Consider the following 22,371-nt stretch of genomic DNA (forward strand, 5'->3'; position numbering starts at 1 on the left):
CCCCCCCCCCCGCCGTTTTTCTTTGCGCTTCCCACAACGGCAGGAAACCGGGACGTAAGGCTCAGCGGCCCGCCATCTTCTTGACTGCGGGCAGGTAGGTCCGGCCGATCCGCAAGGTTTCACCGTCGCCGGTTTCTGCCGACCACACGCCCAGCCCCTCATGCTTGAGACCCATCACGAAATCGCGGCGCAGGATGCAGCTGCGGTGGATGCGGATAAAGTGCTCCGGATCGAGCTTCTGCTCGAGGCTGGTGATGGTCTGTAGCAGCAGGTAACTCTGCCCCGGCACATGCAGGCGCACGTAGTCGCGCTCTGCATCGATGCGCTGCACGTCGCTTGCCGGGATCCGCACCAGTTCGGAGCGGTGAGGCACCCAGAATTCCTCGAGCCACTCGCTCGGCGGGGCATTGCGTTCACCGCGCCTTGCCATGACCCGCCCGATGGCGCGTTGCAGCCGATCGGGCGCAACCGGCTTGAGCACGTAGTCGACCGCATCGAGATCGAAGGCCTCGACCGCAAACTCGTCATGCGCGGTCACGAAGATCACCGCAGGCGCGTCCGCCTTGCCCGACAGCCTGCGGGCGACGGTGAGGCCATCGGTTTCCGGCATCGTCAGGTCCAGCAGCACGAGATCGGGCCTGAGCGCCTCGATCAGACGCAGCGCGGCTTCGCCATCGCTGGCCGTACCGGTCACGGTAATCCCGTCCATGCGCGCACAGATCACCTGCATGCGCTCTACCGCGAGAGGTTCATCATCGACGATCAGCGTTTTCAGTGGGCCTTGCGCAGCGCCGTTGCCCGCATCCATTTCAGCCACGGCGATGCTCCAGCGGCATTCTCAGGACCGTGGCGAAGCCGCCATCGGCCGTCTTTCCGAAATCGATGCTGCCCGCGCTGCCATAGCGGGCCCGCAGCCTGTCACGGACATTACCCAGGCCGATTCCGCAGCCTTGCGTCTTGCCCGCTTCGATGCCGGGACCGTCGTCGCTTACCGAAATCACCAGTTCTTCCCCTTCCCGATGCGCAGCGATGGCGATCGTCACCGGCTTCTGCGTGGCGGCGACCGCGTACTTGACCGAGTTTTCGACCAGCGGCTGGAGGATCATGCCCGGCACCTTCGCATCGACGACGGCATCGTCAATATCGATCTTCGTCAGCAAACGATTGGGAAAACGCACCGCCTCGATGGCGAAGTATAGCTGCTGCAGCTCGATCTCTTCAGCCAGCGGCAGATCGCCGGTCGGATCGCCCGACAGGGTGCGCCGGTAAAACGTGGAAAGCGTCTGGATCATCGTTTCGGCATCATCCTGCCTGCCGGTCATGACCAGCGCCGAAAGCGAGTTGAGCGTGTTGAACAGGAAGTGCGGATTGACCTGATAGCGCAGCGAGCGCAGCTCCGCCGCCTCTGCCGCGCGGCGATATTCACCCTCGCGCCGCTCGGCCGCGCGGGCTTCCTCCGCCTTGGCCAGCGCGAAGTACAGCGCTGCCCAGGCAAGGACGAGGAAATAGCGCCCGAATGCGGTGTCGGCGATCCCGGCCCAGCGCTTGAACGCAGCATCCTTGGGCATTTCGGTGTGAATGGTGATGGCGGATTCGCCGTTATCGCGCCGGGTGGGGTGCACCTGCACATCGGGGACCGCCTCTTCTCCCGCGGCCCCGGTGCCCTCGTCCCCGGGCCCGCCGGTTTCGCGCAGGTTTGGCAGGTCGACCAGGATGTTTCCGGCCTCGTCCCGCGAAATGCGCACGTTGCCCTTTTGCGTCGTCACCGACGTCTCGTGCTTGCCGCCCTGGTCCTCGTCATATTCGATGTCGGAGAAGATCGTGTTGTTGATCAGGCTGAGGACCAGCGACAGGGGCAGGGCACCCACCAACACCACGGCCAGCCGCACCCCCGCGGACTTGCGGTCGAGCATCTGCAGCAGCGGCCACACCGCCACCATGACCAGCATGGACAGAATGCAGATCGTCAGCCGGCGCGAGATGATCGGCCATACGAAATCGAAGCCGATCACCACGCCGCGCAGCGTCGCGACAGTGAAGTAGCACGCCCAAAGGGCCGCCAGCGACAGCAGCACGAGCCGCGCCGGAACCCGGGGTTCGTTGGAAAGATCCGTCATAACCGATCGGAATAGCGCGAAAGTTCCCTTTCGCGCCAGTTCCCCGATCGGATCCGGTGCGCCGTTCGTCGATGCACCGGATCCGGGGGCCTTTGCCTGCCGGAGATCAGTCGGCGAGCAGATGCTCCTTGGCGATCTTTTCCTTCCAGACCAGCGGGGCCAGCTGGTGGACGTTCTTGCCTTCGGAATCGACCGCAACGGTCACCGGCATGTCCTTGACGGTGAATTCGTAGATCGCTTCCATGCCGAGGTCGGCGAAGCCGACGACCTTGGCTTCCTTGATCGCGCGGGCGACGAGGTAGGCAGCGCCGCCGACGGCCATGAGGTAGGCCGACTTGTGCTTGGCGATGGACTCGGTGGCGGCAGGGCCGCGCTCCGACTTGCCGATGCTGGCGAGCAGGCCCTGGCCCAGCATCATGTCCATGAACTTGTCCATGCGGGTGGCGGTGGTGGGACCGGCCGGACCGACCACTTCCTCGCGCACCGGATCGACGGGGCCGACGTAGTAGATCACGCGGCCCTTGAACTCGACCGGCAGTTCCTCGCCCTTGGCCAGCATGTCCTGGATGCGCTTGTGCGCGGCATCGCGGCCGGTGAGCATCTTGCCGTTGAGCAGCAGGCGGTCGCCCTGCTTCCAGCTCTGGACGATTTCCGGGGTGAGCGTGTCGAGGTCGATGCGCTTTGCGCCGGCATCGGGAGCCCATTCGACCTTCGGCCAGTCGTCGAGGTTCGGCGTCTCGAGGAAGCTCGGCCCCGAACCGTCCAGCGTGAAGTGCGCGTGGCGAGTGGCGGCACAGTTCGGAATCATGGCGACGGGCTTGCCGGCGGCATGGCACGGCCAGTCCATGATCTTGACGTCGAGGATGGTGGCAAGGCCGCCAAGGCCCTGCGCGCCGATGCCCAGCGCGTTCACCTTGTCGAAGATCTCGATGCGCAGCGCCTCGATGTCGTTCTGGGGCCCGCGAGCCTTGAGCTGGGCCATGTCGATCGGCTCCATCAGGCTCTGCTTGGCAAGCTTGACGCAGTGTTCCGCGGTTCCGCCGATGCCGATGCCCAGCATGCCGGGCGGGCACCAGCCGGCACCCATCTGCGGAAGCATCTCGATCACCCAGTCGACGATGGAATCGCTGGGATTCATCATCTTGAACTTCGACTTGTTTTCAGAGCCGCCACCCTTGGCGGCAACGTCGACCGAGACCTTCGAGCCCGGGACCATGCTGACCGACAGAACCGAGGGGGTGTTGTCCTTGGTATTACGGCGGGTGAAGGCAGGATCCGCCAGCACCGAGGCGCGCAGCTTGTTCTCGGCATTGTTGTAGGCGCGGCGCACACCTTCATCGACCACTTCCTGCAAGCTGCGGTCGGATTCGAGGCGGCAGTTCTGGCCCCACTCGATGAAGACGTTGACGATGCCGGTGTCCTGGCAGATCGGGCGATGCCCTTCCGCGCACATGCGGCTGTTGGTCAGGATCTGCGCGATGGCGTCCTTTGCCGCGGGGCCCTGCTCCGCCTCGTAGGCGTCGCCCAGCGCGCGGATGTAGTCCATCGGGTGGAAGTAACTGATGTACTGGAGGGCGTCGGCAACACTCTCGATGAGGTCGTCTTCGCGGATTGTCACCATATCTGCCATGGAATTGCGCTCCCGGTTCGCGGAAATCGTGGATTTGCCGGTCCCCATACGGCGGGACGGGGTGATCGTCAAAGCGCTACGACAACTCGACGAGCGTATTGTCAAAGCGCTTGGCCTCGCAGGCGCCTTGTCCTAGAAGGCGCCCCACAAATGCCGAATTTGCAACCCATGCAAATGGCACGCATCGGCCCTGCAAGTATCGAGGGAACAGCACGAAATGACCTTGACCGAGGATCGGTCCGCCCCGTCCGCCCAGAATTCCGTGAGCGCGGCCCGTCGCGCCATGATCACCAGCCAGCTGCGCACCAGCGGCGTCAACGAGCCCTGGGTGCTCGCGGCGATGGCCGGCGTTGCCCGCGAGGACTTCGTTCCCGAAGCCATGCGCGATGCCGCTTATATCGACCGTGCGATCCCGCTGGGCAACGGCCGCTCACTGGCCGCACCGCTCGTCCAGGCCAAGATGCTGGCCGAAGCCGAACCGACCGCGCAGGACAAGGCCCTGCTCGTCGGCGATGGCGCCGGCTACCTCGCCGCGCTGCTGCGTCCGCTGGTCGGCACGCTCGATGCCGTGGATCCCGCCGAAGCCGGCGCCATGGCAGGTGAGGGTGGCTACACGCTCGTCGTGATCGACGGCGCAATCGAGCAACTGCCCGCAAATGTCGCCGCCCAGCTCGGCGAAGACGGACGCATCGTCACCGGCCTGATGACCCGTGGCGTTTCGCGTCTCGCTTCCGGCCGCAAGGCTGCAGGCGTGGTGTCGCTGCTCCCGCTTGCCGAGATCGGCATTCCTGCACTTCCCGAATTGGCGGCTCCGAAACGCTGGAGCTTCTGACCATGACCCGGTTCGTGTGGGGGCGCGCCGGGCTACTGTCGGGAATAGCCTGCATCGCAGCGATGCAGGCTCCGTCTGCGCGCGCCGACACGCTGCGTGAGGCTCTCGTCCTTGCCTATCAGACCAACCCGACGCTGCAGGCGGCCCGCGCCCAGCAGCGCGGCGTTGACGAAGGCGTGCCGATCGCCCGGGCCGCAGGCTTGCCGAGTGTCAGCGCGGATGGCCGCTACACCGAATTCGTGAAGCAGAGCAGCACGGCGTTCAACGCCCCGGACCGGGCGGTCAACGCCAACACGAACCTCAATGTGCCGATCTACTCCGGTGGCCTGGTCAAGAACCAGATCAAGGCCGCCAAGATCCGCGTTGAGGCCGGGCAGGCTTCCTTGCGCGGCTCTGAAAGTTCGGTCTTCTCCTCGGTGGTCGCGGCCTACATGGACGTCATCCGCAACGAGGCCATCGTGGGGCTGAACCATAACCAGGTCGACGTGCTCAAGGTCAATCTGCAGGCGACCAGCGACCGCTACGAGATCGGCGATCTGACGCGCACCGACGTCGCCCAGTCACAGTCGCGACTGGCCCTGGCGCAAAGCGACGCCCGCACGGCCGAAGCCAACCTCGCCGCCGCGCGCGAGACGTATATCCAGCTCGTCGGCAAGGCTCCGGAAGCGCTGGAGACGCCGCCGCCACTGCCGAACCTGCCTGACAGCCCGCAGACCGCGGTCGATCAGGCGCTGGAGCACAATCCGGACCTGATCGCCGCCCGCGAACGCACGCTCGCGGCGGAAAAGGACATTGACGTCGCCGGCGCCGGACGCTTGCCGAAGGTCAGCCTGTTCACCTCCGGTGCCTACAACAATTATCTCGGCACGCTGGTCAGCGGGGGGCAAGGTGGCGGCAGCGCAAGGCAGGCCGAAACGACTGCGCAGGCAGGCGCTTCGATCTCGATTCCGCTGTTCCAAGGCGGCCTGCCTGCCGCCCAGAGGCGCCAGGCGCAGGCCTCGGCCTCGACCGCGCTCGAGAACGAGATCGCCATCGAGCGCCAGGTCATCGCGCAAGTACGCTCCGCCTACACCTCGTGGATTGCCTCGAAGGACCTGATCCGTTCGACCCAGGTCGCCGTCGATGCGGCGAAGCTCAGCCTCGAAGGCGTGCGCGCCGAGAACACGGTCGGCAATCGCACGATCCTGGACATCCTCAATGCCGAACAGGAACTGCTCAATGCGGAAGTCCAGTTCGTCACTGCCAGGCGCAACGCCTATGTCGCCGGATTCTCCCTGCTTGCCGCGATGGGCCGCGCCGAAGCGCGCGATCTGAACCTCGACGGCGGGATTCTCTATGACCCCGACGTCAACTACGAACGGGTCAAGGGCAAGATCTTCGACTGGGAGAACGATCCCGCTCCGGTCGCCCAATCGACACGAACCGTTGACACGCCGCTGCAGGACGGTGAAATTCCACAGAATTAAGCATGCGCGGCGAATCGGGGCCAAAGTGATTCGGCCGCGCGTGTGTCTGCCTTTGTCCTAAGGCATGCTAAGGGGCCTATACGATGCGTCAGAACGGTGAACCCTCGGTCGAGGAGATCCTGCAGTCGATCAAGCAGGTGATCGCGCGCGACAACCGCGCGGGCGCCAAGGTCGAACGCACGCGTCGCGCCACCGCCGGCGTCATCGAGCTTGAGGAAGAAGAGGACGAGGACCTCGAAGACGTCCTCGAGCTGCAGGAAACCGCCGAGCTGGAGCCCGATATGGACGAGGATGACGAGGAACCTTCGCTGATTCAGGACAATGTCCGCGCCTCGATGCGCGAATCCCTGGCAGCCCTGGCGATGCTTTCCGAACCCAGCGCCCCGCCGCAGATCGTGCGTTCGGGCGAAACCTCGCTGGAATCGCTGACCCGCGAACTGCTGCGCCCCGCACTTGCCGAATGGCTGGACAAGAACCTGCCTCCGCTCGTGGAGCGGATGGTTGCGGCCGAAATTTCGCGGATCGTCGGCAAGAAGGGCTGACGCTAAAGGTTCGATGCGACGACGCTCGCACTGGACCTGCGCCCCTTCGGTGCCTACTTGCCGTCCATGAGCAAGCACCGCCACGAACTCGAGAAGGCCGAAGAAGCCCTCGCCAAGGCGGGTGGCAATTCCATCGAACGCCACATCTTCATCTGCGCCGAACCGCAGAAAGGTGAATGCTGCAGCCCGGAAAAGGGCCAGGCGAGCTGGAAGTACCTGAAGAAACGCCTCAAGCAGCTGGGCCTCGACGGCCCAAAGACGACCGAGGGCGGGGGCGTCGCGCGTACCAAGGCGGACTGCCTGCGCATCTGTTCATCAGGCCCGGTTGCCGTCGTCTGGCCGGACGGGGTCTGGTATCACTCCTGCGATGAGGACGTGCTGGAACGGATCATCCAGGAACATCTCATCGGCGGCACACCGGTCGAGGACTATCGCCTGCGTCCTGCGGCAAACTGATCGACTGACTCAGAGATCGGTTTCGTCTTCGAGCGGGTTGACGATCGATTCATCGTGGCCGGTTCCACTGGACAGGAAAACGAGCCCCATCAGCGCCGAAGCCAGCAGCATCGTGAATCCGATTCCCAGCGCGGTCGCAATGTAAAGGTGGACCGAGACCATGCCGTTCGACCGGTAGAGGACAATCACCGAGCCCAGAACGAGGCCGACCGTGATCGTCATCATCCAGCGCATGATACGCCTGAACCGGTTCCAGGCGTGCGCCGCGTTGACCGGATCTTCGAGGGGGGAGCGTGGTATCATTGCGTCTCATTTGCGCCTTGTGGGCCCCTGTCGCAAGGGCCTCGTGACACGCAGCGCGATCTGTCTGTCGAAGTGGCTAGTCCCCGAAACCTGTGGTATTCTGCGCCTGCAAAGCAAAACGGGGAGAATACGACGATGACGATCGGGCGCATTATCGAAGGCCGCGATACTGTTCTTACCTGCCAGGTCAGCAACACGGTGCGCGAAGCCGTGGAAATACTGGCCGAACGTCGTATCGGTGCCTTGCCGGTCCTGGATGGCGAAAGCCTTGCCGGCATGTTCTCCGAACGCGACGTCATCTACCGCTTGCGCGAATTCGGTCCCAGCGTTCTCGACAAACCGGTCAGCGACGTCATGACGGCGCCTGCCGTCACCGTGGAATCCCTGACCTCGGTGATGACGGCACTGGCCATGATGACCCGGCGGCGCATCCGCCACCTGCCGGTCATGGACGGAGAGCGCATGATCGGCATGGTTTCGATCGGCGACCTCGTGAAATATCGCATCGACAAGGTGGAATCCGAAGCCGCGGCGATGCGCGACTATATCCAGATGGCCTGATCGCCGCCCAAACCGGACGATCAGCCGCAATTCCCTGTCCTGAGGCGCCGCGTCGGCTCTGCCCCGACGCCTTGCCGCACGGGGCAGGGACGCCTACATGCGGCATATGGACCAGCAGAATCTCACTCTCAGCCCTTCCGCCGCCGCGCGCGTGGCCACGATTGCCGCCAAGCAGGGCAAGGCCGCGATCCTGCGCCTTTCGGTCGAAGGCGGAGGGTGCTCCGGGTTCCAGTACAAGTTCGGCCTCGCCGATGCTCCCGAGAGCGAAGATTCGGTGACCGAAACCGACGGCGTGAAGCTGGTCGTAGATCCCGTCAGCCTCGATCTCGTCAGCGGCTGCATCGTCGATTACGTGGAATCCTTGGGTGGAGCGGCTTTCCGGGTGGAGAATCCCAACGCCGCCGCCGGATGCGGATGCGGATCGAGCTTCAGTATCTGAGCTTGACGAACCGGCGCCTGACTGCCGAGAAGGCGCCATGAAAATCGCAACCTTCAATATCAACGGCGTCAAGGCGCGCCTGCCCCGTCTGCTCGAATGGCTCGAGGAAACCCGCCCGGCTGTCGCCTGCCTGCAGGAAATCAAGTCACAGGACGAAGGCTTCCCGATCGCCGAGTTCGAGAAGCTGGGCTACAAGGGCATCTGGCATGGCCAGAAGAGCTTCAACGGCGTGGCCATCCTTGCCGACGGCGAAGCGCCGGTCGAAGTCCAGCGCGGCCTCGACGGGGAGCCCGAGGACGATCATTCGCGCTATCTGGAAGCCGATGTCTTCGGCATCAGGATCGTGTGCATCTACTTGCCCAACGGCAACCCGGTGCCCGGTCCCAAGTTCGACTACAAGCTGCGCTGGATGAAGCGCCTGCGGGAACGCATGGCCGCAATCAAGGCCGAGGAAGTCCCCGCCATCGTCACCGGCGACTTCAACGTCATTCCGCACGACCGCGATATCTGGTCGCCGCCGGCCATGGCCGCGGACGCCCTCATGCAGCCGGAATCGCGCGATGCCTACTTCCGCCTGCTCGGCGACGGCTGGACCGACGCAATCGCCACCCACAACCCGCGCGGAGGCGTCTGGACCTACTGGGATTACCAGGCCGGGGCCTGGCAGCGCGACCACGGCTTTCGCATCGACCATGCCCTACTTTCGCCCGAACTGGCCGATCGTCTGGTCGCCTGCGGCGTCGACAAGGCGCATCGCGGCCGGGAGAAGGCCAGCGACCATGCACCGGTGTGGGTCGAACTGCGGAAGTGATGCGCGGGGCCCGCCCGAAGGGGCGGGCCGTCCGTCAGCGATAGAAGATGTGGTTGTCGACCTGAGCGAGGCGCTTGAGACGCCAGTTCGGCGACACGCGGGCGGCGTGGAAGAACAGCGCACCTTTGGCCGGGCTTTTCCAACTGCCGTCGATCGCGATGGTGGCGATGGCCAGCGCCCGGCGCCAGTCCTTTGAACGCTCACGGATCTTTGGCATGCGGTTGCCGCGCACGAAGGAAAACTGCGAGCGCTGGAACACGACGTCGCAGAAGTTGTCGGGAAAACGATCCGATTTGGTGCGATTGACGATCACCCGTCCGACGGCAAGCTGCCCTTCGAGCGATTCACCGCGCGATTCGAAATAGATCGCACCGGCAAGGCAACGCAGCTGCCTGCCGACTGCATCGGGCATGCTCTGCTCTGCAACAAGTTGCGCGAGAGTGTCGGCCTCGATGACCTGATCGTCGCTGTCGTCTTCCACTTCGATCCCGTCATCTTCGGACGGAAACGCCTGAATTACCGGTTCGGAGACGAAATTCACCTGGGGTTCCGGTTTCGCCAGGATCGGAACGATGTCCGACGTGGCTGCGCCCGACCCCTGGGCGCTGAACAATGCGGTAAACACCGTTGCGGTCAGCGCTATAGCGCTGGCCCACTGCAATTTAGTTCGCATCAAGCCTTGGTCTAAAGCGGTGGACCCATCTGATACAGGCTGAAACAGAATGCCGTTTCGGGCATTGAAGTTCTGTCAGCGCCTGCCGACGATCCCCCGGCTGCGTGCTAGCTGGTGTGGCCGAAATGCCTCCCGCGCCGCCTTCGCGTTTGCGGCCCCATTACCTTGCATTCCTTGCAAGTCAACCGGATTCGTTACCCGATTCCGATGAAACGCTCACCATCCGCGATATCAAGCTCTACAACCCAGATATCCGGGTCCTGTTCGGCCCTACGAGTGATAAACTCTGAAATTTCCCATGGCTTTTCAGTGTCTTGTCTCTTTGAACAAGTCCACTGGCGGGTTCCATCCAATTGCGGCATGCGCTCGTAAGCGCGTGTATTCGCTCCGTTTTCGGTAAGGACGACCATGATCGTTCCAGCGTCGCGTTCACCTTTATTGATAACGGTTGCGAAACCACCTTCGGCCTGGACCCGACGAATCAGACCCGAAACCTCGAGGTGTGCAGGCAGGCGCGCTTCCATCGGTCAGGCCGGGGCCGTGAAGGCGGCGGAATATCCGGGAAGGCCGGAGAGAGGAATGCGCGAGCGCATGAAGGTGCCGGTCCCGCGTCCCACCTCGTCGCCTTCCTCGTCGATCAATCGCGATTCCGCCACGAGCACGCGGCGGCGGCCGCTGACCCAGCGCCCTTCGGCACGGACAGTCCCTCCCTTGATCGGCTTGCTGAGCAAGAGGTTGAACGAGGTGGTAAGCAGGAAGCGATCGGTGATCAGCGTGTTCGCGGCATAGAAGGCCGCGTCGTCGAGCATCTTGAAATAGATCGTGCCATGCGCGGCTCCGGCTGCGTGAAAACAATCGGGCCCGACATCGAACGTGATGCACGAATGCCCTTCACCGGTGATCTGGAGAACCGAACGAAACTTCTCGTTGATGGCGGCTGAAGCATAGAGGCTTTCCAGGGCCCGCCAGTGAAGGTTCGCACCGGCTGCGTCGGCGTTGTCAGCCTCGGTCATGTCAGGCAGCGTCGCGGTCGATGACGTTGCTCAGGAGGCTGTAGAGAACTTCCGGCCCCGGGGCTTCGATCAGGTCGTCGTGCATGCGCTCATCGCGCATCATGCGCGAGATCGCGGCGAGGGCATGAAGGTGCGCGGCGCCGGCGCCGTCCGGGGACAGCAGGCCGAAAACCAGATCGATCGGCATGCCGTCGGCGGAATCGAACTCTACGGGAGCTTCAAGCCGCATGAACGCAGCAACCGGACGCTTGAGGCCGGAAATGCGGGCGTGCGGGATCGCAATACGGCGACCGAAGCCGGTACTGCCCAATTCCTCACGTTCGAGCATGCGTTCCAGCACCTCATCGCGCTGAAGGTCATAGACCTGCGCAAAAAGGCCGGCGAGCTCGCTGAGAATAAGATCCTTGCTGTCTGCGACAGTCGTAACGACGGCCTCAGGCAGAAGAGTAAAAAGACCATTCATGCCAAATCTGATTCTAGTCTTGACCGGTTGCCATTTATTATACGCTCATAACCCCCGGAATATCCGGGGGTTACGTCCTCTCCTCCGATCAGGAATTCAAACGCCTGGTGACGTCACTGCTCGGCGTCAGTGAGGTTCGACCCAGCCGATCGAACCGTCGCCGCGGCGGTAAACCATATTATGCCGACCAGTACCAGCGTTTTTGAAGAACAAAGCCGTGGTATTGCGCAGGTCAAGCATCATGACCGCATCGGAAACGGTTGCTTCGGGAACGTCCACACGAGTCTCGGCGATGACCAGCGGCGCATCGGCCTCGATCTCGTCGTCGTTCTCGACCGGCGTTTCCTCGAAGATGGTGTAGGCCGCTTCCTCGGCAGCCATCGCATGGGCAGACTGCTCGTGGCGATCCTTCAGACGGCGCTTGTAACGGCGCAGCTGCTTGTCGATCTTTTCCGCAGCCTGGTCGAGAGCAAGGTGCGCATCATGGGCAAGGCCGGTGGCCTTGAGAACCAGGTTCTGCATGACATGCATGATGATATCGCACCGGAAAGCGCCGGCAGGCGCTCGGCCGAAGGTCACGTGCGAGGACAAGGCCCGACTGAAATACTTCTCGATGATCGCCGTAAGACGTTCACCGGCGTGGACCTGAAGGGCCTCGCCAGTATCGACCTGGTGACCGGAGACGCGGATATCCATGGGCGTATTCTCCTCTTGCTAGAGTTTAGGCACCCCAGAGCGGGGTATCGACCGACTTGAGAAATTCCGCATGTGCTGCGAGTTCCTCTTCGGTGGCCGCGTGGGAACGCGGCTGACGGAAAGGTCGATCCCTTCGTGTGAGGATCTTCGTTTCCATCACGATCTCGGTGATTTCGGCTCCCAGCTCGAGGCCAATCTGGCGGCCTCCGCGGAGCTCGACATAGACCTGTGCCAGCAGCTCGGCGTCAAGCAGCGCGCCGTGCTTCGTGCGGTGGCTGCGATCGATGCCATAGCGTGTGCACAGCGCATCGAGCGAGAGCTTCGCGCCGGGATGGCGAACCTTGGCCAGGGCCACGGTATCGACCATCCGGTCGCGGCTGACTTCCGGATGACCGCAGGTCTGCAATTCGAAATTGATGAAGTTGAAGTCGAACCCGGCGTTGTGCGCCACCATCGGGCTGTCTTCGATGAAATCGAGGAACTCGTGCGCACGCTCTGCGAACAGCGGCTTGTCGGCAAGGAAAGCATCGGAAAGACCGTGCACGGCTTCGGCCTCGGCCGGCATCGACCGTTCGGGATTGAAGTAGGCGTGGAAGGTGCGCCCAGTGAGCACTCGGTTGACCATTTCAATGCAACCGATTTCGACCATCCGGTCACCGTTTTTGGGGTCGAACCCCGTCGTTTCGGTATCGAAGATGATCTCTCTCATCACTTCCCATATCTGCCTGCTGAGCCCGGTGTGCAAGGGGCTGACGAAGGAAATTATGCGCTACCCAACGCAGCAACCAATCGGGCGACCTGTTCGCGCGTTTCGGCAAGGCTCGTACCGGTTTCGATGACATGATCGGCCCGCGCGCGCTTTTCAGCGTCGGGTACCTGCAGGGACAGGATCTGCTCGAACTTTTCCTCGGTCATGCCCGGCCTCGCGAGGACCCGCTCGCGCTGGGCCTCGGCCGGGGCGGAAACGACGGCAACGGCATCGACCCCTTGCGCCCCGCCTTTTTCATAAAGGAGAGGGATATCGAAAACGATCAATGCCTTGCCTGCATTCTTCTGCAGGAAATCCTGTCGCATTTCGGCCACGGCGGGATGCACGATGGCTTCCAGCCGGGCCAGCTTTTCCCTGTCCCCGAAGACTGCGGCGCCCAGTTTCGGCCGGTCCACGCCCTGCGCCCCGGTGGTTCCGGGGAAGGCTTCCTCGATCGCCGGAAGCAGGCGACCGCCCGGACCCTGCAGTTCGTGCACCGCGGCGTCCGCATCGAACACGGGAACGCCCAGGTCGCGCAGCATCTGCGCCACTGTCGACTTGCCCATGCCGATCGAGCCGGTCAGACCGAGAATCCGGGGTCGAGTCGCAATCACTTGAGCAGGATCTCCCGAAGCTCGCCGTCCGAGTCGCGCGGTGGAAAGGTGCCGAAGAACTTCTCGAAGGCGAATGCAGCCTGGCCGATCAGCATGGACAGCCCGTCCACCGTCTCGAACCCGGCCTCGCGCGCCTCCTTCAGAAAAGGAGTCTCCAGCGGGCTGGTAACGATGTCATAGATGACGCTGCCGGGCGGGACATGACTGAAATCAAATTCCAGTGCAGCCTGTCCGGTCATCCCCAAAGGGCTGGCATTGACGACCAGATCCATGATGCCCTTGCGATCGTCAAAGGCAAAATCGGTGGCTTGGGCGAAATGGGCGAGATCGATCGCGTGGTGATCGTCCCCCGTCGCCAGTTCGTCGAGCAGTCCGCGCGCCTTATCGGGGTTGCGACCGGCCAGGACGAGCACGAAGCCCTTGCGCGACAGCGCGGCGACGATCGCACGCGCAGCTCCACCGGTGCCGAGGATACGCGCCATGCGGAACAGGTGTTGCTGGTCGAGCCGATCCTGAAGCGGTTCGAGAAAGCCGGGGGCATCGGTATTGTAGCCGACCAGCGTTCCATCCTCTTCACGCACGACGGTGTTGACCGCGCCGATGGTCTGCGCAAGCGGATCGAGCCGGTCGAGCAGCGGAATGATGTCCTGCTTGTGCGGCATGGTGACGTTGCAACCGCGCCACCCGGTATCGGCGCGACGGGCCGCCAGATATTCGGGCAAGCCGCCAGGTGCCACGCGGCAGGCTTCATAGCGCGCATCGATGCCCAGCTTGCCGAGCCAGAAATTGTGGATCGCCGGAGACTTCGACTGGGCAATGGGATCGCCGATGACTTCGGCATAGGGTTGGTCCCGGGTGAACGAGGTCATTTCTTCATCACTCCCAGTTCGCGCAGTGCCGCCTGTACCTTGAGCAGCGGCATGCCGAGAATGGTAAAGTAGTCGCCTTCGACCTTCTCGAACAATTGCACGCCGCGGCCTTCGAACCGGAAGACGCCAACGCAGCCCGACACTTCGGGCCATTCAGCCTCCAGGTAATCGGCAATGAAGCCATCGGACATGGCGATCACGTGCAGTTCGGCAAGACCGCCATCGGCCCAGACCACTTCGCCATCGCGGGCAAGGGCAGCAGCGCTGTGGAGCTTCATCACCTTGCCGGAAAAGAAGCGGAGATGTTCGGTCGCCGCCTCGCGCGTTCCCGGTTTGTCGAACCGGAAGCCGTCGCAGGTAACGAGAGAGTCGCTGCCCAGCACCAGCGTGCAGGGTGCATTCTGCGATACCGCAAGGGCCTTGGCCTTCGCGAGGGCAAGAGCGACTTCGCCGGCCGGAACTGCGCCGAGCTCAGCCTCGATCGCCCGTTCGTCGACATGGGCAGGCTGTGTGCAGAAGGGAATCTGGGCAGCTTCCAGCATCGCGCGACGCGATGCACTCTTGGATGCGAGAACGATCATTGTCTTTGCTGTGCTTCCCGAAAAATCAGATCGGCTTGGGTCCGACCGGGCCCTTGATGCCCGAGGCCTTGCGCTCGTTGTAGAGGTTGATGATCGCCGCTGCCGTTTCCTCGATCGAGCGGCGGGTAACATCGATGACCGGCCACGAATTGTCGGCGAACATGCGACGTGCGTATTTGACCTCGCTCTCGACCTTTTCCGCCTGCACATAGTCGGTATCGGGCGACTGGCTCAGGGAGAGCAGCCGGTTGCGGCGCACCTGGATCAGGCGCTCCGGCGCCGTCGTCAGGCCCACCACCATCGGCCGGCGCAGACCGAACAGGGCCTGGGGCGGCGGACTTTCCACGACGATGGGGATATTCGCGACCTTGTAACCGCGATTGGCAAGATAGATGCTCGTCGGAGTCTTAGACGTGCGCGACACGCCCGCGAGGATAATGTCGGCGTCTTCCCAGTCTTCCCATGCGATCCCGTCATCGTGGGCGATGGTGAACTGGATCGCATCGACCCGCGCGAAATAGGCATCGTCGAGGCGGTGCTGACGGCCGGGACGCCCTTTCGCCTCCTGCCCCAGATGCGCCTCAAGCGCATCGGTCACGTTATCGAGCACCGCAAGCGCGGGGAGCCCCAGCGAGTGGCACCGCTCTTCCAGCCTCCCGCGCGTCTCCTCATTCACCAGCGTAAAAAAGACGAGACCGGGATTGGCGGCGATTTCCCCCATGATGCGGTCGAGGTGCTGCTGTGAGCGGACCATCGGCCAGAAATGGCGCAAGACGTCGCTGTCATCGAACTGGGCCAGCGCCGCCTTGGCAATCATTTCCAGCGTCTCGCCGGTGGAGTCCGAAAGCAGATGTAGGTGAAATCGCGCCATGAATGCGGTCTCGCGAGGTCCTTGTGGCGGCCTGTGGATATGTAGCGGCATAAACCACGGGAGCGTTCCGGTGACAACTCGCGAGGCCGATTCCGTCCCCATCCTCCAGATTCCACAGGGGGTACTTGTGGACAGTCTGGAGAGTCATTCCACAGGCTGGGGATAAGGGGCAAAACGATTCATTGACTCTGAACCGAGCGAGAGTCGCATCGGCGACTTCACCCTGTTCAATCCGGGACAAATCGGGCAAGGGACGCCCGTCCCCGATATCCACAGGGCCAACAGACTCCATCATCCCTTTATAAAATCTTTTATTTTTTTGATCGGATCCGAAACGCGATGCCAGGCCTCCTTCTGAACACGCTCCGTGGCGAAAATTCCGGCAAGCGGCCGATCTGGCTCATGCGCCAGGCTGGACGCTACCTTCCGGAGTATCGGGCCTTGCGTGCAGAGAAGGGCGGATTCCTCGCGCTGGTCTACGATACCGACGCCGCGGCCGAGATTACCCTGCAACCGATCCGCCGGTTCGGTTTCGATGGAGCGATCCTCTTTTCCGACATCCTCATCGTGCCTTACGCGATGGGACAGAATCTCGAGTTCCTGGCAGGCGAAGGCCCGAAACTGAGTCCGCGCCTTGTCGATCATGCGCTTGAAGGACTCACTGCAGTGCCCGAACGGCTTTCCCCGATCTACGACACGGTCGCCAAAGTTCGGGCCTCGCTCGATACCGACAAGACGATGTTGGGCTTTGCAGGGAGCCCCTGGACCGTCGCGACGTACATGGTCGCAGGCGAAGGGAGTCGGGACCAGCATGAGACCCGGGCCATGGCCTATCGCGATCCTGCGGCCTTTCAGGCGATCATCGACGGTATCGTCGACGTAACGGTCGAATATCTCAGCGGCCAGATCGCGGCCGGCGCCGAAGCTGTCCAGCTGTTCGATTCATGGTCGGGCAGTCTTGCCCCCGCACAGTTCGAAAAATGGGTCGTGGCGCCCAATGCGCGCATCGTCGAGCGGGTCAGGGCCCTGCACCCGCAGACCCCGATCATCGGCTTCCCAAAGGGTGCTGGCGAGAAGCTGGCCGCCTATGCGCGCGAGACCGGAGTCGATGCCGTGGGTGTCGACGAGACGATAGACCCGATCTGGGCCGCGCGCGAATTGCCGGAAGGCATGCCGGTGCAGGGCAATCTCGATCCGCTGCTGCTGCTTTCGGGCGGCGCGGAACTCGAAAAGCAGGTCCACGCGGTTCTTGATGCCTTTGCCGCGCGTCCCCACGTGTTCAACCTCGGCCACGGGATCGGCCAGCACACGCCGATCGCGCACGTCGAAGACCTGCTGCGGGTCGTTCGTACCTGGCAGCGCCAAGCGTAAGTGTAGAAGGAAGGAGGGCGCGGCTTTCACGCGCCAGAGGTGACTCATGGAGCAGATTTTGCAGACCACCTACCTTTGGCTGAAAGCCGGCCACATCATCTTCGTGATCTTCTGGATGGCAGGGCTCTTCATGCTGCCGCGCTACTACGTCTACCATCAGGAATCGGCGCCCGGCTCCGACGAAGAGGCGAAGTGGATCGATCGCGAAGCCAAGCTGCGCAAGATCATTCTCACCCCCTCGCTCATCATGGTCTGGCTCCTGGGCCTGGCGCTGGCCAGCTCGATCGGGGCATGGAGCCAAGGTTGGCTGCACACCAAGTTGCTCTTCGTCGTGGCGCTGAGCGGCTATCACGGCTGGCTGGTCGGCTACGGCAAGAAGCTGGCGCGCGGCGAGCGGACCCTGTCGGGCAAGGCCCTGCGCCTGCTCAACGAGATTCCCGGGCTGGCGGCCGCGATCATTGTCGTCCTCGTGGTCGTCAAGCCGTTCTGAATCGCATTTCCGAATGATGGTCCGGCGTGCAGGCGAGGCAGTTTGTCCCGCTTGCGCAGCCGCACAGAAGTGTGCCGTTGACCGGGGGCCGCGCAGGCCTTATCTGGACAGACCACCGGCATTGGGCCGCGACGCCCGTCCGCAAGCCCGGATCTGCTTTCCCCAAGCCCCTCGATCAGCCGGCCATATCCAAACTTTTCCATTCGGAAACCAAGCAAGATGCATCTGAAAGAACTGAAGAGAAAGACCCCGGCCGAGCTCGTGGAGATGGCCGAGGAAATGGGAGTAGAAGGCGCTTCGACGATGCGCCGCCAGGACCTGATGTTCGGCATTCTCAAGGAAGTCGCCGAAGACGGGGAAGAAATCATCGGCCAGGGCACGATCGAAGTGCTGCCGGACGGTTTCGGCTTCCTGCGCAGCCCCGAAGCGAATTACCTCGCCGGCCCGGACGATATCTACGTCTCGCCAAACCAGGTCCGCAAGTGGGGCCTGCGCACCGGCGATACCGTGGAAGGTGAGATCCGCGCTCCCAAGGACGGTGAGCGTTACTTCGCCATTACCAAGCTCATGAGCGTCAACTACGACGATCCCGACGTGGTTCGTCATCGCGTCAACTTCGACAACCTGACGCCGCTCTATCCTGACGAACGCCTCAAGCTCGACAGCCTCGACCCGACGGTCAAGGACAAGTCGGCCCGCGTGATCGACCTGATCAGCCCGCAGGGCAAGGGCCAGCGCGCGCTGATCGTAGCGCCGCCGCGGACCGGCAAGACCGTGCTGCTGCAGAACATCGCCAAGGCGATCACCGACAACCATCCGGAAGTCTTCCTGCTGGTGCTGCTCGTCGACGAGCGCCCGGAAGAAGTTACCGACATGCAGCGCTCGGTGAAGGGCGAGGTCATCTCCTCGACCTTCGACGAACCGGCCCAGCGCCACGTGCAGGTCGCGGAAATGGTGATCGAGAAGGCCAAGCGTCTCGTCGAACACAAGCGCGACGTAGTCATCCTGCTCGACTCCATCACCCGCCTCGGCCGCGCCTACAACACCGTAGTGCCCAGTTCGGGCAAGGTGTTGACGGGCGGTGTCGATGCGAACGCCCTGCAGCGCCCCAAGCGCTTCTTCGGCGCCGCTCGCAACATCGAGGAGGGCGGATCGCTCTCGATCATCGCCACGGCCCTGATCGATACCGGCAGCCGCATGGACGAAGTCATCTTCGAAGAGTTCAAGGGCACCGGTAACTCGGAAATCGTCCTCGATCGCAAGGTGGCCGACAAGCGCATCTTCCCGGCGCTGGACGTCGGCAAGTCCGGCACCCGCAAGGAAGAGCTGCTGGTTCCCAAGGACCAGCTCTCCAAGATGTGGGTCCTGCGTCGCATCCTGATGCAGATGGGTACTGTCGATGCGATGGAATTCCTTCTCGACAAGATGAAGGATTCCAAGACCAACGAAGACTTCTTCGCGACGATGAACCAGTAAGACCGTCGAAGGGGGCTATCCGTGAGTATCCTGATGACTCTTGTCGCCAGCGGTTCGATCGGTGGACCGGCCGAGATCTGGCAACATATCGTCAACGACTTCTCGAACATCACCGAGGCGGCAGCCCTTGCCGCCTTCGGCCAGGTACTGATGATCGACCTGCTGCTGGCCGGCGACAATGCCATCGTTGTCGGCGCGCTGGCGGCGGGCCTTCCTGCGGCTGATCGCAAGAAGGTGATCCTTATCGGCATCGGCGCTGCGCTCGTTCTGCGCATCGCCTTTGCGCTGGCGGTGACGTGGCTGCTCGGCATTGTCGGGTTGATTTTCGCAGGCGGCCTGCTCCTCCTCTGGGTTGCCTGGAAGTTCTGGCGCGAATTGCGGGACGGTGCCGGTGAAAGCGGCGGCTCTCCCGAGATCGAGGGTGACGAGCACAGTGGCCTGCGCTCGGCCAAGAGCTTTGCGGGCGCCGCCTGGGCGGTTGCCATCGCCGACGTATCGATGAGCCTCGACAATGTGCTTGCCGTAGCCGGTGCGGCACGGGAGCATCCCGGCATCCTGATTGTCGGCCTGCTGCTCTCCGTCGTCCTGATGGGCGTCGCGGCCAACATCATTGCCCGCTACATCGAGCGTTACCGCTGGATCGGCTATGTCGGCCTGGCCGTCATCCTCTACGTTGCGCTCAAGATGATCTACGAGGGCTGGATCGACCCGCACCTCGGCATCGTCTCTCTCGTCTGAGAACCGTTTTGCCTTAGCCTTCAGGGAAGGAGGACCGTCGACCCCGTCGTCGCGCGGCTCTCCAGCGCCCTGTGGGCTTGGGCGGCATCGCTCAGGGCGAAACGCGCTCCGATCTGCGGCTTGAGAACGCCGCTGCTGATGCGGCTGAACAGCTTGGCTGCATTGGTGGCCAGCATCTCCGGCGTGGCGATGTAGTCAGCCAGTGTGGGACGGGTGAGATAGAGCGAGCCTCCCTTCATCAGGTCCAGCACGGCAATCGGCGGCACTGCACCCGATGCATTGCCATAACTCACCATCATCCCGCGTCGGCGCAGGCAGGCCAGTGAGGCGGACCAGCTGGCAGCGCCGACACCGTCATAGACGACATCGCACATCCTTCCCGCGGTCAGTTCCCGTACCGCCTCCGGCAATGCACTGAAGGCGCAAGAGAGCTTGTGTTCACCCGGAACACTTGCTGCCTTTTCAGGCGAACCGGCGTGGGCGATCACGATGACGCCTTTTTCGAGCAGCCAGGGCACCAGTAGCGAACCCACGCCGCCCGCAGCGGAATGGACCAGAGCAATTTCACCAGCCTTGGCTGGATAGGTGTCCTCAGCCAGATAACAGGCAGTCAGACCTTTCAACATTACCGCGGCGGCGATCTGCGGATCGATGTCCGAAGGCACCGGAATGGCCTTGGATGCGGCAATGATGCGATGGGTGGCATAGGCGCCGCCGTTTTGCGTGCACCCGATGCGATCGCCGATGGAGAACCCGGTGACTCCGTCCCCTAGTGCGATGATCCGCCCGACGCTTTCCGAACCCAGGGTAATCGGCAAGGGATCGTCGTAGAGTCCCTTGCGGTAATAAGTGTCGATGAAATTGAGACCGACGGCTTCGGTCTCGATCAACACTTCCTCCGGGCCGGGCGAGGGGACTTCGAAGTCCTCCCGCGCGATGACTTCAGGGCCGCCATGGGCGGGAACGATCATCCGGTAGCCGATTGTCTTTGTCCTGATCCTCGGATCGACTTCAGAAGACGCGGCGGAACGTGTCCGCGCGGGCAACGCGCCAGGCGTGAGCGTATTGGGTGGAATCGGGATCTTCGACAAGCTGGCCGGGCTTCAGGAAACCGTAGACTTCATCGAGAGGACCGGCCTTGGCACTGTCGATACGTTGGTACATGTCATGCTGGGTGAGTTCCCAGGGGCTCTCGTACCCCATGGCGACGACGATCTCGCGAAGGGCCTTGAGAGTCTCGCTCTGGAAGCGTGCGACGCGTTCGGCCTTGTCATCCACCACGAGCCCGCGCTGGCGCCAGGGTACCTGCGTCGCGACACCGGTAGGGCATTCGCCGGTATGGCACTTCATCGATTGCACGCAGCCGAGTGAGAACATGAAGGCGCGTGCGGCATTGCACCAGTCGGCACCGAGCGCGAAGGAACGGGCCATGCCGGCTCCGCTATGGACCTTGCCCGAGGCGCCGACGCGGATGCGGTGCTTTAGGTTGGCGCCGACGAGGGCATTGCGCATGAGGATCAAGCCTTCGCGCAGGGGCATGCCGACGTTGTCGGTCAGTTCCTGCGGCGCCGCCCCGGTTCCGCCTTCTGCGCCATCGACGACAATGAAGTCCGGGGTGATGTCGGTCTCGATCATCGCCTTGACGATTGCCATGACTTCGTGCGGCTGACCGACGCAGAGTTTGAAACCGGCAGGCTTCCCACCCGAGAGTTCGCGCAATTGCGCCACCCATTCGAGCAGTTCGATCGGCGTCGAAAACGTCGAATGACCTGCGGGCGAGATGCAGTCCTCGCCAATCTCCACCTTGCGTGCTTCGGCGATCTCCGGGGTGACCTTCGCCCCGGGAAGCATGCCGCCGTGTCCGGGCTTGGCGCCCTGGCTCAACTTGATCTCGACCATCTTGACCTGATCGTCCTGAGCCTGTTCGGCGAACAGGTCAGGATTGAAATTGCCGTCCCTGGTGCGGCAGCCGAAGTAGCCGCTACCCAGTTCCCAGATCAGGTCGCCGCCGTGCTTGCGGTGATAACGGCTGATGGAGCCTTCGCCGGTGTCATGGGCGAAGCCGCCAAGCGCCGCGCCCTTGTTGAGCGCTTCGATGGCATTGGCGGACAAGGAGCCGAAACTCATTGCCGATATGTTGAGCAGGGCGCTGTCATAAGGCTTGGCGCAAGAGTCGGCTCCGATGCGGACATGCCAGCTCTTTGGTGCTTCCTCATTCGGAGCGATCGAGTGGCCGAGCCATTCGTATTCGTCGGAATAGACGTCGAGCTCGGTCCCCATTGGGTGGGTGGAGATATCGCCCTTGGCCCGTGCATAGACCAGGCTGCGCTCGTCGATAGTGAAGGGCCTTCCTTCCCGGTCGCTTTCGACGATGTAAGTACGAAGGTAAGGCCGCAGGTCTTCGAACAGCCAGCGGATGCGCGCGATGAGGGGATAGTTTCGCCTCAAGGCATGCCGGTTCTGACCGAAGTCCCACAAGGTCAGCAGCAGCACTGGCACCATGACCGCAAGGGCCCAGTGCAGCGGATGAATCAGCCAGCAGGCGGCTGTGACGACCACGACCGCCAATGGCACGAAATAGCGAGGTGCCAGGTGCATGCCGAGCTGACGC

General features: G+C 62.9%; 27 protein-coding genes. 11 read left to right on the forward strand and 16 right to left on the reverse strand.

Translation table 11 applies throughout. The features are described from left to right. Window positions 1-61: 61 nt before the first annotated feature. The 3 genes from SPHV1_RS03040 to SPHV1_RS03050 all read right to left on the reverse strand — a co-directional run bounded on the left by SPHV1_RS03040 (window position 62) and on the right by SPHV1_RS03050 (window position 3,747). Window positions 62-808, reverse strand: a complete 747-nt coding sequence (locus SPHV1_RS03040) for a LytTR family DNA-binding domain-containing protein (RefSeq protein WP_197277628.1) — start codon at window positions 806-808, stop codon at window positions 62-64. A 1-nt stretch (window position 809) separates the two neighbouring features. Further along, a complete protein-coding gene (locus SPHV1_RS03045) occupies window positions 810-2,117 on the reverse strand; it encodes a sensor histidine kinase (RefSeq protein ID WP_054944615.1) in 1,308 nt (435 codons plus the stop codon). A 106-nt stretch (window positions 2,118-2,223) separates the two neighbouring features. Further along, the gene (locus SPHV1_RS03050; protein ID WP_176167972.1) at window positions 2,224-3,747 is read right to left on the reverse strand and encodes a fumarate hydratase; all 1,524 of its coding nucleotides are present in this window, start codon (window positions 3,745-3,747) and stop codon (window positions 2,224-2,226) included. A 217-nt stretch (window positions 3,748-3,964) separates the two neighbouring features. Between SPHV1_RS03050 and SPHV1_RS03055 the strand changes: the two genes are divergently transcribed. The 4 genes from SPHV1_RS03055 (at window position 3,965) to SPHV1_RS03070 (ending at window position 7,043) form a co-directional block, all read left to right on the forward strand. Then, the gene (locus SPHV1_RS03055; protein ID WP_054944617.1) at window positions 3,965-4,579 is read left to right on the forward strand and encodes a protein-L-isoaspartate O-methyltransferase; all 615 of its coding nucleotides are present in this window, start codon (window positions 3,965-3,967) and stop codon (window positions 4,577-4,579) included. 2 nt (window positions 4,580-4,581) lie between these two features. Next, window positions 4,582-6,045, forward strand: coding sequence for a TolC family outer membrane protein (locus tag SPHV1_RS03060; RefSeq protein ID WP_054944618.1), 1,464 nt, complete (start codon window positions 4,582-4,584; stop codon window positions 6,043-6,045). 83 nt (window positions 6,046-6,128) lie between these two features. Beyond that, window positions 6,129-6,587, forward strand: coding sequence for a DUF2497 domain-containing protein (locus SPHV1_RS03065; RefSeq protein WP_054944619.1), 459 nt, complete (start codon window positions 6,129-6,131; stop codon window positions 6,585-6,587). A 66-nt stretch (window positions 6,588-6,653) separates the two neighbouring features. Continuing rightward, window positions 6,654-7,043, forward strand: a complete 390-nt coding sequence (locus SPHV1_RS03070; protein WP_054944620.1) for a ferredoxin — start codon at window positions 6,654-6,656, stop codon at window positions 7,041-7,043. A 9-nt stretch (window positions 7,044-7,052) separates the two neighbouring features. On the opposite strand, the gene SPHV1_RS03075 is transcribed toward SPHV1_RS03070, so the two are convergent. Further along, on the reverse strand, window positions 7,053-7,346 hold the full coding sequence (locus SPHV1_RS03075; protein ID WP_054944621.1) for a hypothetical protein: 294 nt from the start codon (window positions 7,344-7,346) through the stop codon (window positions 7,053-7,055). 135 nt (window positions 7,347-7,481) lie between these two features. On the opposite strand from SPHV1_RS03075, the gene SPHV1_RS03080 reads away from it, so the two are divergent. The 3 genes from SPHV1_RS03080 (at window position 7,482) to xth (ending at window position 9,157) form a co-directional block, all read left to right on the forward strand. Further along, on the forward strand, window positions 7,482-7,907 hold the full coding sequence (locus SPHV1_RS03080) for a CBS domain-containing protein (protein WP_054944622.1): 426 nt from the start codon (window positions 7,482-7,484) through the stop codon (window positions 7,905-7,907). Between the two features lie 106 nt (window positions 7,908-8,013). After that, on the forward strand, window positions 8,014-8,346 hold the full coding sequence (gene erpA / locus SPHV1_RS03085) for an iron-sulfur cluster insertion protein ErpA (RefSeq protein ID WP_013834555.1): 333 nt from the start codon (window positions 8,014-8,016) through the stop codon (window positions 8,344-8,346). 37 nt (window positions 8,347-8,383) lie between these two features. Further along, complete coding sequence (gene xth / locus SPHV1_RS03090) at window positions 8,384-9,157, forward strand: exodeoxyribonuclease III (protein WP_054944623.1); 774 nt, start codon at window positions 8,384-8,386, stop codon at window positions 9,155-9,157. 34 nt (window positions 9,158-9,191) lie between these two features. Here xth and SPHV1_RS03095 read toward each other — a convergent pair whose 3' ends face one another. The 10 genes from SPHV1_RS03095 to SPHV1_RS03140 all read right to left on the reverse strand — a co-directional run bounded on the left by SPHV1_RS03095 (window position 9,192) and on the right by SPHV1_RS03140 (window position 15,685). Continuing rightward, window positions 9,192-9,830 (reverse strand): cell wall hydrolase, encoded by a 639-nt coding sequence (locus SPHV1_RS03095; RefSeq protein WP_054944624.1) that lies wholly within the window; start codon window positions 9,828-9,830, stop codon window positions 9,192-9,194. Window positions 9,831-10,024: 194 nt separating this feature from the next. Beyond that, a complete protein-coding gene (locus SPHV1_RS03100) occupies window positions 10,025-10,354 on the reverse strand; it encodes a DUF1491 family protein (RefSeq protein WP_054944625.1) in 330 nt (109 codons plus the stop codon). 3 nt (window positions 10,355-10,357) lie between these two features. Then, a complete protein-coding gene (locus SPHV1_RS03105; RefSeq protein ID WP_054944626.1) occupies window positions 10,358-10,843 on the reverse strand; it encodes a PaaI family thioesterase in 486 nt (161 codons plus the stop codon). A gap of 1 nt (window position 10,844) precedes the next feature. Then, window positions 10,845-11,306 (reverse strand): PTS sugar transporter subunit IIA, encoded by a 462-nt coding sequence (locus SPHV1_RS03110; protein ID WP_054944627.1) that lies wholly within the window; start codon window positions 11,304-11,306, stop codon window positions 10,845-10,847. 126 nt (window positions 11,307-11,432) lie between these two features. Then, window positions 11,433-12,002, reverse strand: a complete 570-nt coding sequence (gene hpf / locus SPHV1_RS03115; protein ID WP_054944628.1) for a ribosome hibernation-promoting factor, HPF/YfiA family — start codon at window positions 12,000-12,002, stop codon at window positions 11,433-11,435. 25 nt (window positions 12,003-12,027) lie between these two features. Next, entirely contained in the window at window positions 12,028-12,711 is a 684-nt protein-coding gene (gene dnaQ, locus SPHV1_RS03120; RefSeq protein WP_054944629.1) for a DNA polymerase III subunit epsilon, read from the reverse strand. Between the two features lie 53 nt (window positions 12,712-12,764). Continuing rightward, window positions 12,765-13,364: a dephospho-CoA kinase gene (gene coaE / locus SPHV1_RS03125; RefSeq protein ID WP_082430777.1), complete on the reverse strand. Its 600-nt coding sequence runs from the start codon at window positions 13,362-13,364 to the stop codon at window positions 12,765-12,767. Then, on the reverse strand, window positions 13,361-14,233 hold the full coding sequence (aroE, locus tag SPHV1_RS03130) for a shikimate dehydrogenase (protein WP_054944631.1): 873 nt from the start codon (window positions 14,231-14,233) through the stop codon (window positions 13,361-13,363). The genes coaE and aroE overlap by 4 nt, the downstream gene beginning before the upstream one ends. Further along, a complete protein-coding gene (locus SPHV1_RS03135) occupies window positions 14,230-14,814 on the reverse strand; it encodes a Maf family protein (RefSeq protein ID WP_054944632.1) in 585 nt (194 codons plus the stop codon). Before SPHV1_RS03135 ends, aroE begins: the two co-directional genes overlap by 4 nt. 25 nt (window positions 14,815-14,839) lie before the next feature. Next, on the reverse strand, window positions 14,840-15,685 hold the full coding sequence (locus SPHV1_RS03140; RefSeq protein ID WP_054944633.1) for a pyruvate, water dikinase regulatory protein: 846 nt from the start codon (window positions 15,683-15,685) through the stop codon (window positions 14,840-14,842). A gap of 339 nt (window positions 15,686-16,024) precedes the next feature. Here SPHV1_RS03140 and hemE point away from each other — a divergent pair, with 339 nt between their 5' ends. The 4 genes from hemE to SPHV1_RS03160 all read left to right on the forward strand — a co-directional run bounded on the left by hemE (window position 16,025) and on the right by SPHV1_RS03160 (window position 19,760). Further along, window positions 16,025-17,056, forward strand: coding sequence for a uroporphyrinogen decarboxylase (hemE, locus tag SPHV1_RS03145; RefSeq protein WP_054944634.1), 1,032 nt, complete (start codon window positions 16,025-16,027; stop codon window positions 17,054-17,056). A 46-nt stretch (window positions 17,057-17,102) separates the two neighbouring features. Continuing rightward, window positions 17,103-17,546, forward strand: coding sequence for a CopD family protein (locus tag SPHV1_RS03150; RefSeq protein WP_054944635.1), 444 nt, complete (start codon window positions 17,103-17,105; stop codon window positions 17,544-17,546). A 219-nt stretch (window positions 17,547-17,765) separates the two neighbouring features. Then, window positions 17,766-19,022: a transcription termination factor Rho gene (gene rho / locus SPHV1_RS03155; RefSeq protein ID WP_007012610.1), complete on the forward strand. Its 1,257-nt coding sequence runs from the start codon at window positions 17,766-17,768 to the stop codon at window positions 19,020-19,022. Between the two features lie 33 nt (window positions 19,023-19,055). Continuing rightward, complete coding sequence (locus SPHV1_RS03160; protein WP_013831468.1) at window positions 19,056-19,760, forward strand: YjbE family putative metal transport protein; 705 nt, start codon at window positions 19,056-19,058, stop codon at window positions 19,758-19,760. A gap of 20 nt (window positions 19,761-19,780) precedes the next feature. Here SPHV1_RS03160 and SPHV1_RS03165 read toward each other — a convergent pair whose 3' ends face one another. Together SPHV1_RS03165 and SPHV1_RS03170 are read right to left on the reverse strand one after the other, a co-directional pair. Beyond that, window positions 19,781-20,731, reverse strand: coding sequence for a quinone oxidoreductase (locus tag SPHV1_RS03165; RefSeq protein ID WP_054944636.1), 951 nt, complete (start codon window positions 20,729-20,731; stop codon window positions 19,781-19,783). Window positions 20,732-20,771: 40 nt separating this feature from the next. Beyond that, window positions 20,772-22,358, reverse strand: coding sequence for an FMN-binding glutamate synthase family protein (locus tag SPHV1_RS03170; RefSeq protein WP_054944637.1), 1,587 nt, complete (start codon window positions 22,356-22,358; stop codon window positions 20,772-20,774). Between the last annotated feature and the right edge of the window lie 13 nt (window positions 22,359-22,371).

Source organism: Novosphingobium sp. KN65.2, assembly GCF_001368935.1.
Lineage (GTDB): Bacteria > Pseudomonadota > Alphaproteobacteria > Sphingomonadales > Sphingomonadaceae > Novosphingobium > Novosphingobium mathurense.

Excerpts from the sequence above, each read along its gene's own strand:
- SPHV1_RS03045 (WP_054944615.1), bottom strand. The coding sequence starts at position 2,117 with ATGACGGATCTTTCCAACGAACCCCGGGTTCCGGCGCGGCTCGTGCTG.
- dnaQ (WP_054944629.1), bottom strand. The coding sequence starts at position 12,711 with ATGAGAGAGATCATCTTCGATACCGAAACGACGGGGTTCGACCCCAAA.
- SPHV1_RS03170 (WP_054944637.1), bottom strand. The coding sequence starts at position 22,358 with ATGCACCTGGCACCTCGCTATTTCGTGCCATTGGCGGTCGTGGTCGTC.
- hpf (WP_054944628.1), bottom strand. The coding sequence starts at position 12,002 with ATGGATATCCGCGTCTCCGGTCACCAGGTCGATACTGGCGAGGCCCTT.
- SPHV1_RS03095 (WP_054944624.1), bottom strand. The coding sequence starts at position 9,830 with ATGCGAACTAAATTGCAGTGGGCCAGCGCTATAGCGCTGACCGCAACG.
- SPHV1_RS03100 (WP_054944625.1), bottom strand. The coding sequence starts at position 10,354 with ATGGAAGCGCGCCTGCCTGCACACCTCGAGGTTTCGGGTCTGATTCGT.
- SPHV1_RS03040 (WP_197277628.1), bottom strand. The coding sequence starts at position 808 with ATGGATGCGGGCAACGGCGCTGCGCAAGGCCCACTGAAAACGCTGATC.
- SPHV1_RS03055 (WP_054944617.1), top strand. The coding sequence starts at position 3,965 with ATGACCTTGACCGAGGATCGGTCCGCCCCGTCCGCCCAGAATTCCGTG.
- SPHV1_RS03160 (WP_013831468.1), top strand. The coding sequence starts at position 19,056 with ATGACTCTTGTCGCCAGCGGTTCGATCGGTGGACCGGCCGAGATCTGG.
- SPHV1_RS03060 (WP_054944618.1), top strand. The coding sequence starts at position 4,582 with ATGACCCGGTTCGTGTGGGGGCGCGCCGGGCTACTGTCGGGAATAGCC.
- SPHV1_RS03105 (WP_054944626.1), bottom strand. The coding sequence starts at position 10,843 with ATGACCGAGGCTGACAACGCCGACGCAGCCGGTGCGAACCTTCACTGG.
- SPHV1_RS03075 (WP_054944621.1), bottom strand. The coding sequence starts at position 7,346 with ATGATACCACGCTCCCCCCTCGAAGATCCGGTCAACGCGGCGCACGCC.
- SPHV1_RS03050 (WP_176167972.1), bottom strand. The coding sequence starts at position 3,747 with ATGGCAGATATGGTGACAATCCGCGAAGACGACCTCATCGAGAGTGTT.
- hemE (WP_054944634.1), top strand. The coding sequence starts at position 16,025 with ATGCCAGGCCTCCTTCTGAACACGCTCCGTGGCGAAAATTCCGGCAAG.
- xth (WP_054944623.1), top strand. The coding sequence starts at position 8,384 with ATGAAAATCGCAACCTTCAATATCAACGGCGTCAAGGCGCGCCTGCCC.
- SPHV1_RS03165 (WP_054944636.1), bottom strand. The coding sequence starts at position 20,731 with ATGATCGTTCCCGCCCATGGCGGCCCTGAAGTCATCGCGCGGGAGGAC.
- erpA (WP_013834555.1), top strand. The coding sequence starts at position 8,014 with ATGGACCAGCAGAATCTCACTCTCAGCCCTTCCGCCGCCGCGCGCGTG.
- SPHV1_RS03110 (WP_054944627.1), bottom strand. The coding sequence starts at position 11,306 with ATGAATGGTCTTTTTACTCTTCTGCCTGAGGCCGTCGTTACGACTGTC.
- SPHV1_RS03140 (WP_054944633.1), bottom strand. The coding sequence starts at position 15,685 with ATGGCGCGATTTCACCTACATCTGCTTTCGGACTCCACCGGCGAGACG.
- SPHV1_RS03080 (WP_054944622.1), top strand. The coding sequence starts at position 7,482 with ATGACGATCGGGCGCATTATCGAAGGCCGCGATACTGTTCTTACCTGC.
- aroE (WP_054944631.1), bottom strand. The coding sequence starts at position 14,233 with ATGACCTCGTTCACCCGGGACCAACCCTATGCCGAAGTCATCGGCGAT.
- SPHV1_RS03070 (WP_054944620.1), top strand. The coding sequence starts at position 6,654 with ATGAGCAAGCACCGCCACGAACTCGAGAAGGCCGAAGAAGCCCTCGCC.
- SPHV1_RS03150 (WP_054944635.1), top strand. The coding sequence starts at position 17,103 with ATGGAGCAGATTTTGCAGACCACCTACCTTTGGCTGAAAGCCGGCCAC.
- SPHV1_RS03065 (WP_054944619.1), top strand. The coding sequence starts at position 6,129 with ATGCGTCAGAACGGTGAACCCTCGGTCGAGGAGATCCTGCAGTCGATC.
- SPHV1_RS03135 (WP_054944632.1), bottom strand. The coding sequence starts at position 14,814 with ATGATCGTTCTCGCATCCAAGAGTGCATCGCGTCGCGCGATGCTGGAA.
- rho (WP_007012610.1), top strand. The coding sequence starts at position 17,766 with ATGCATCTGAAAGAACTGAAGAGAAAGACCCCGGCCGAGCTCGTGGAG.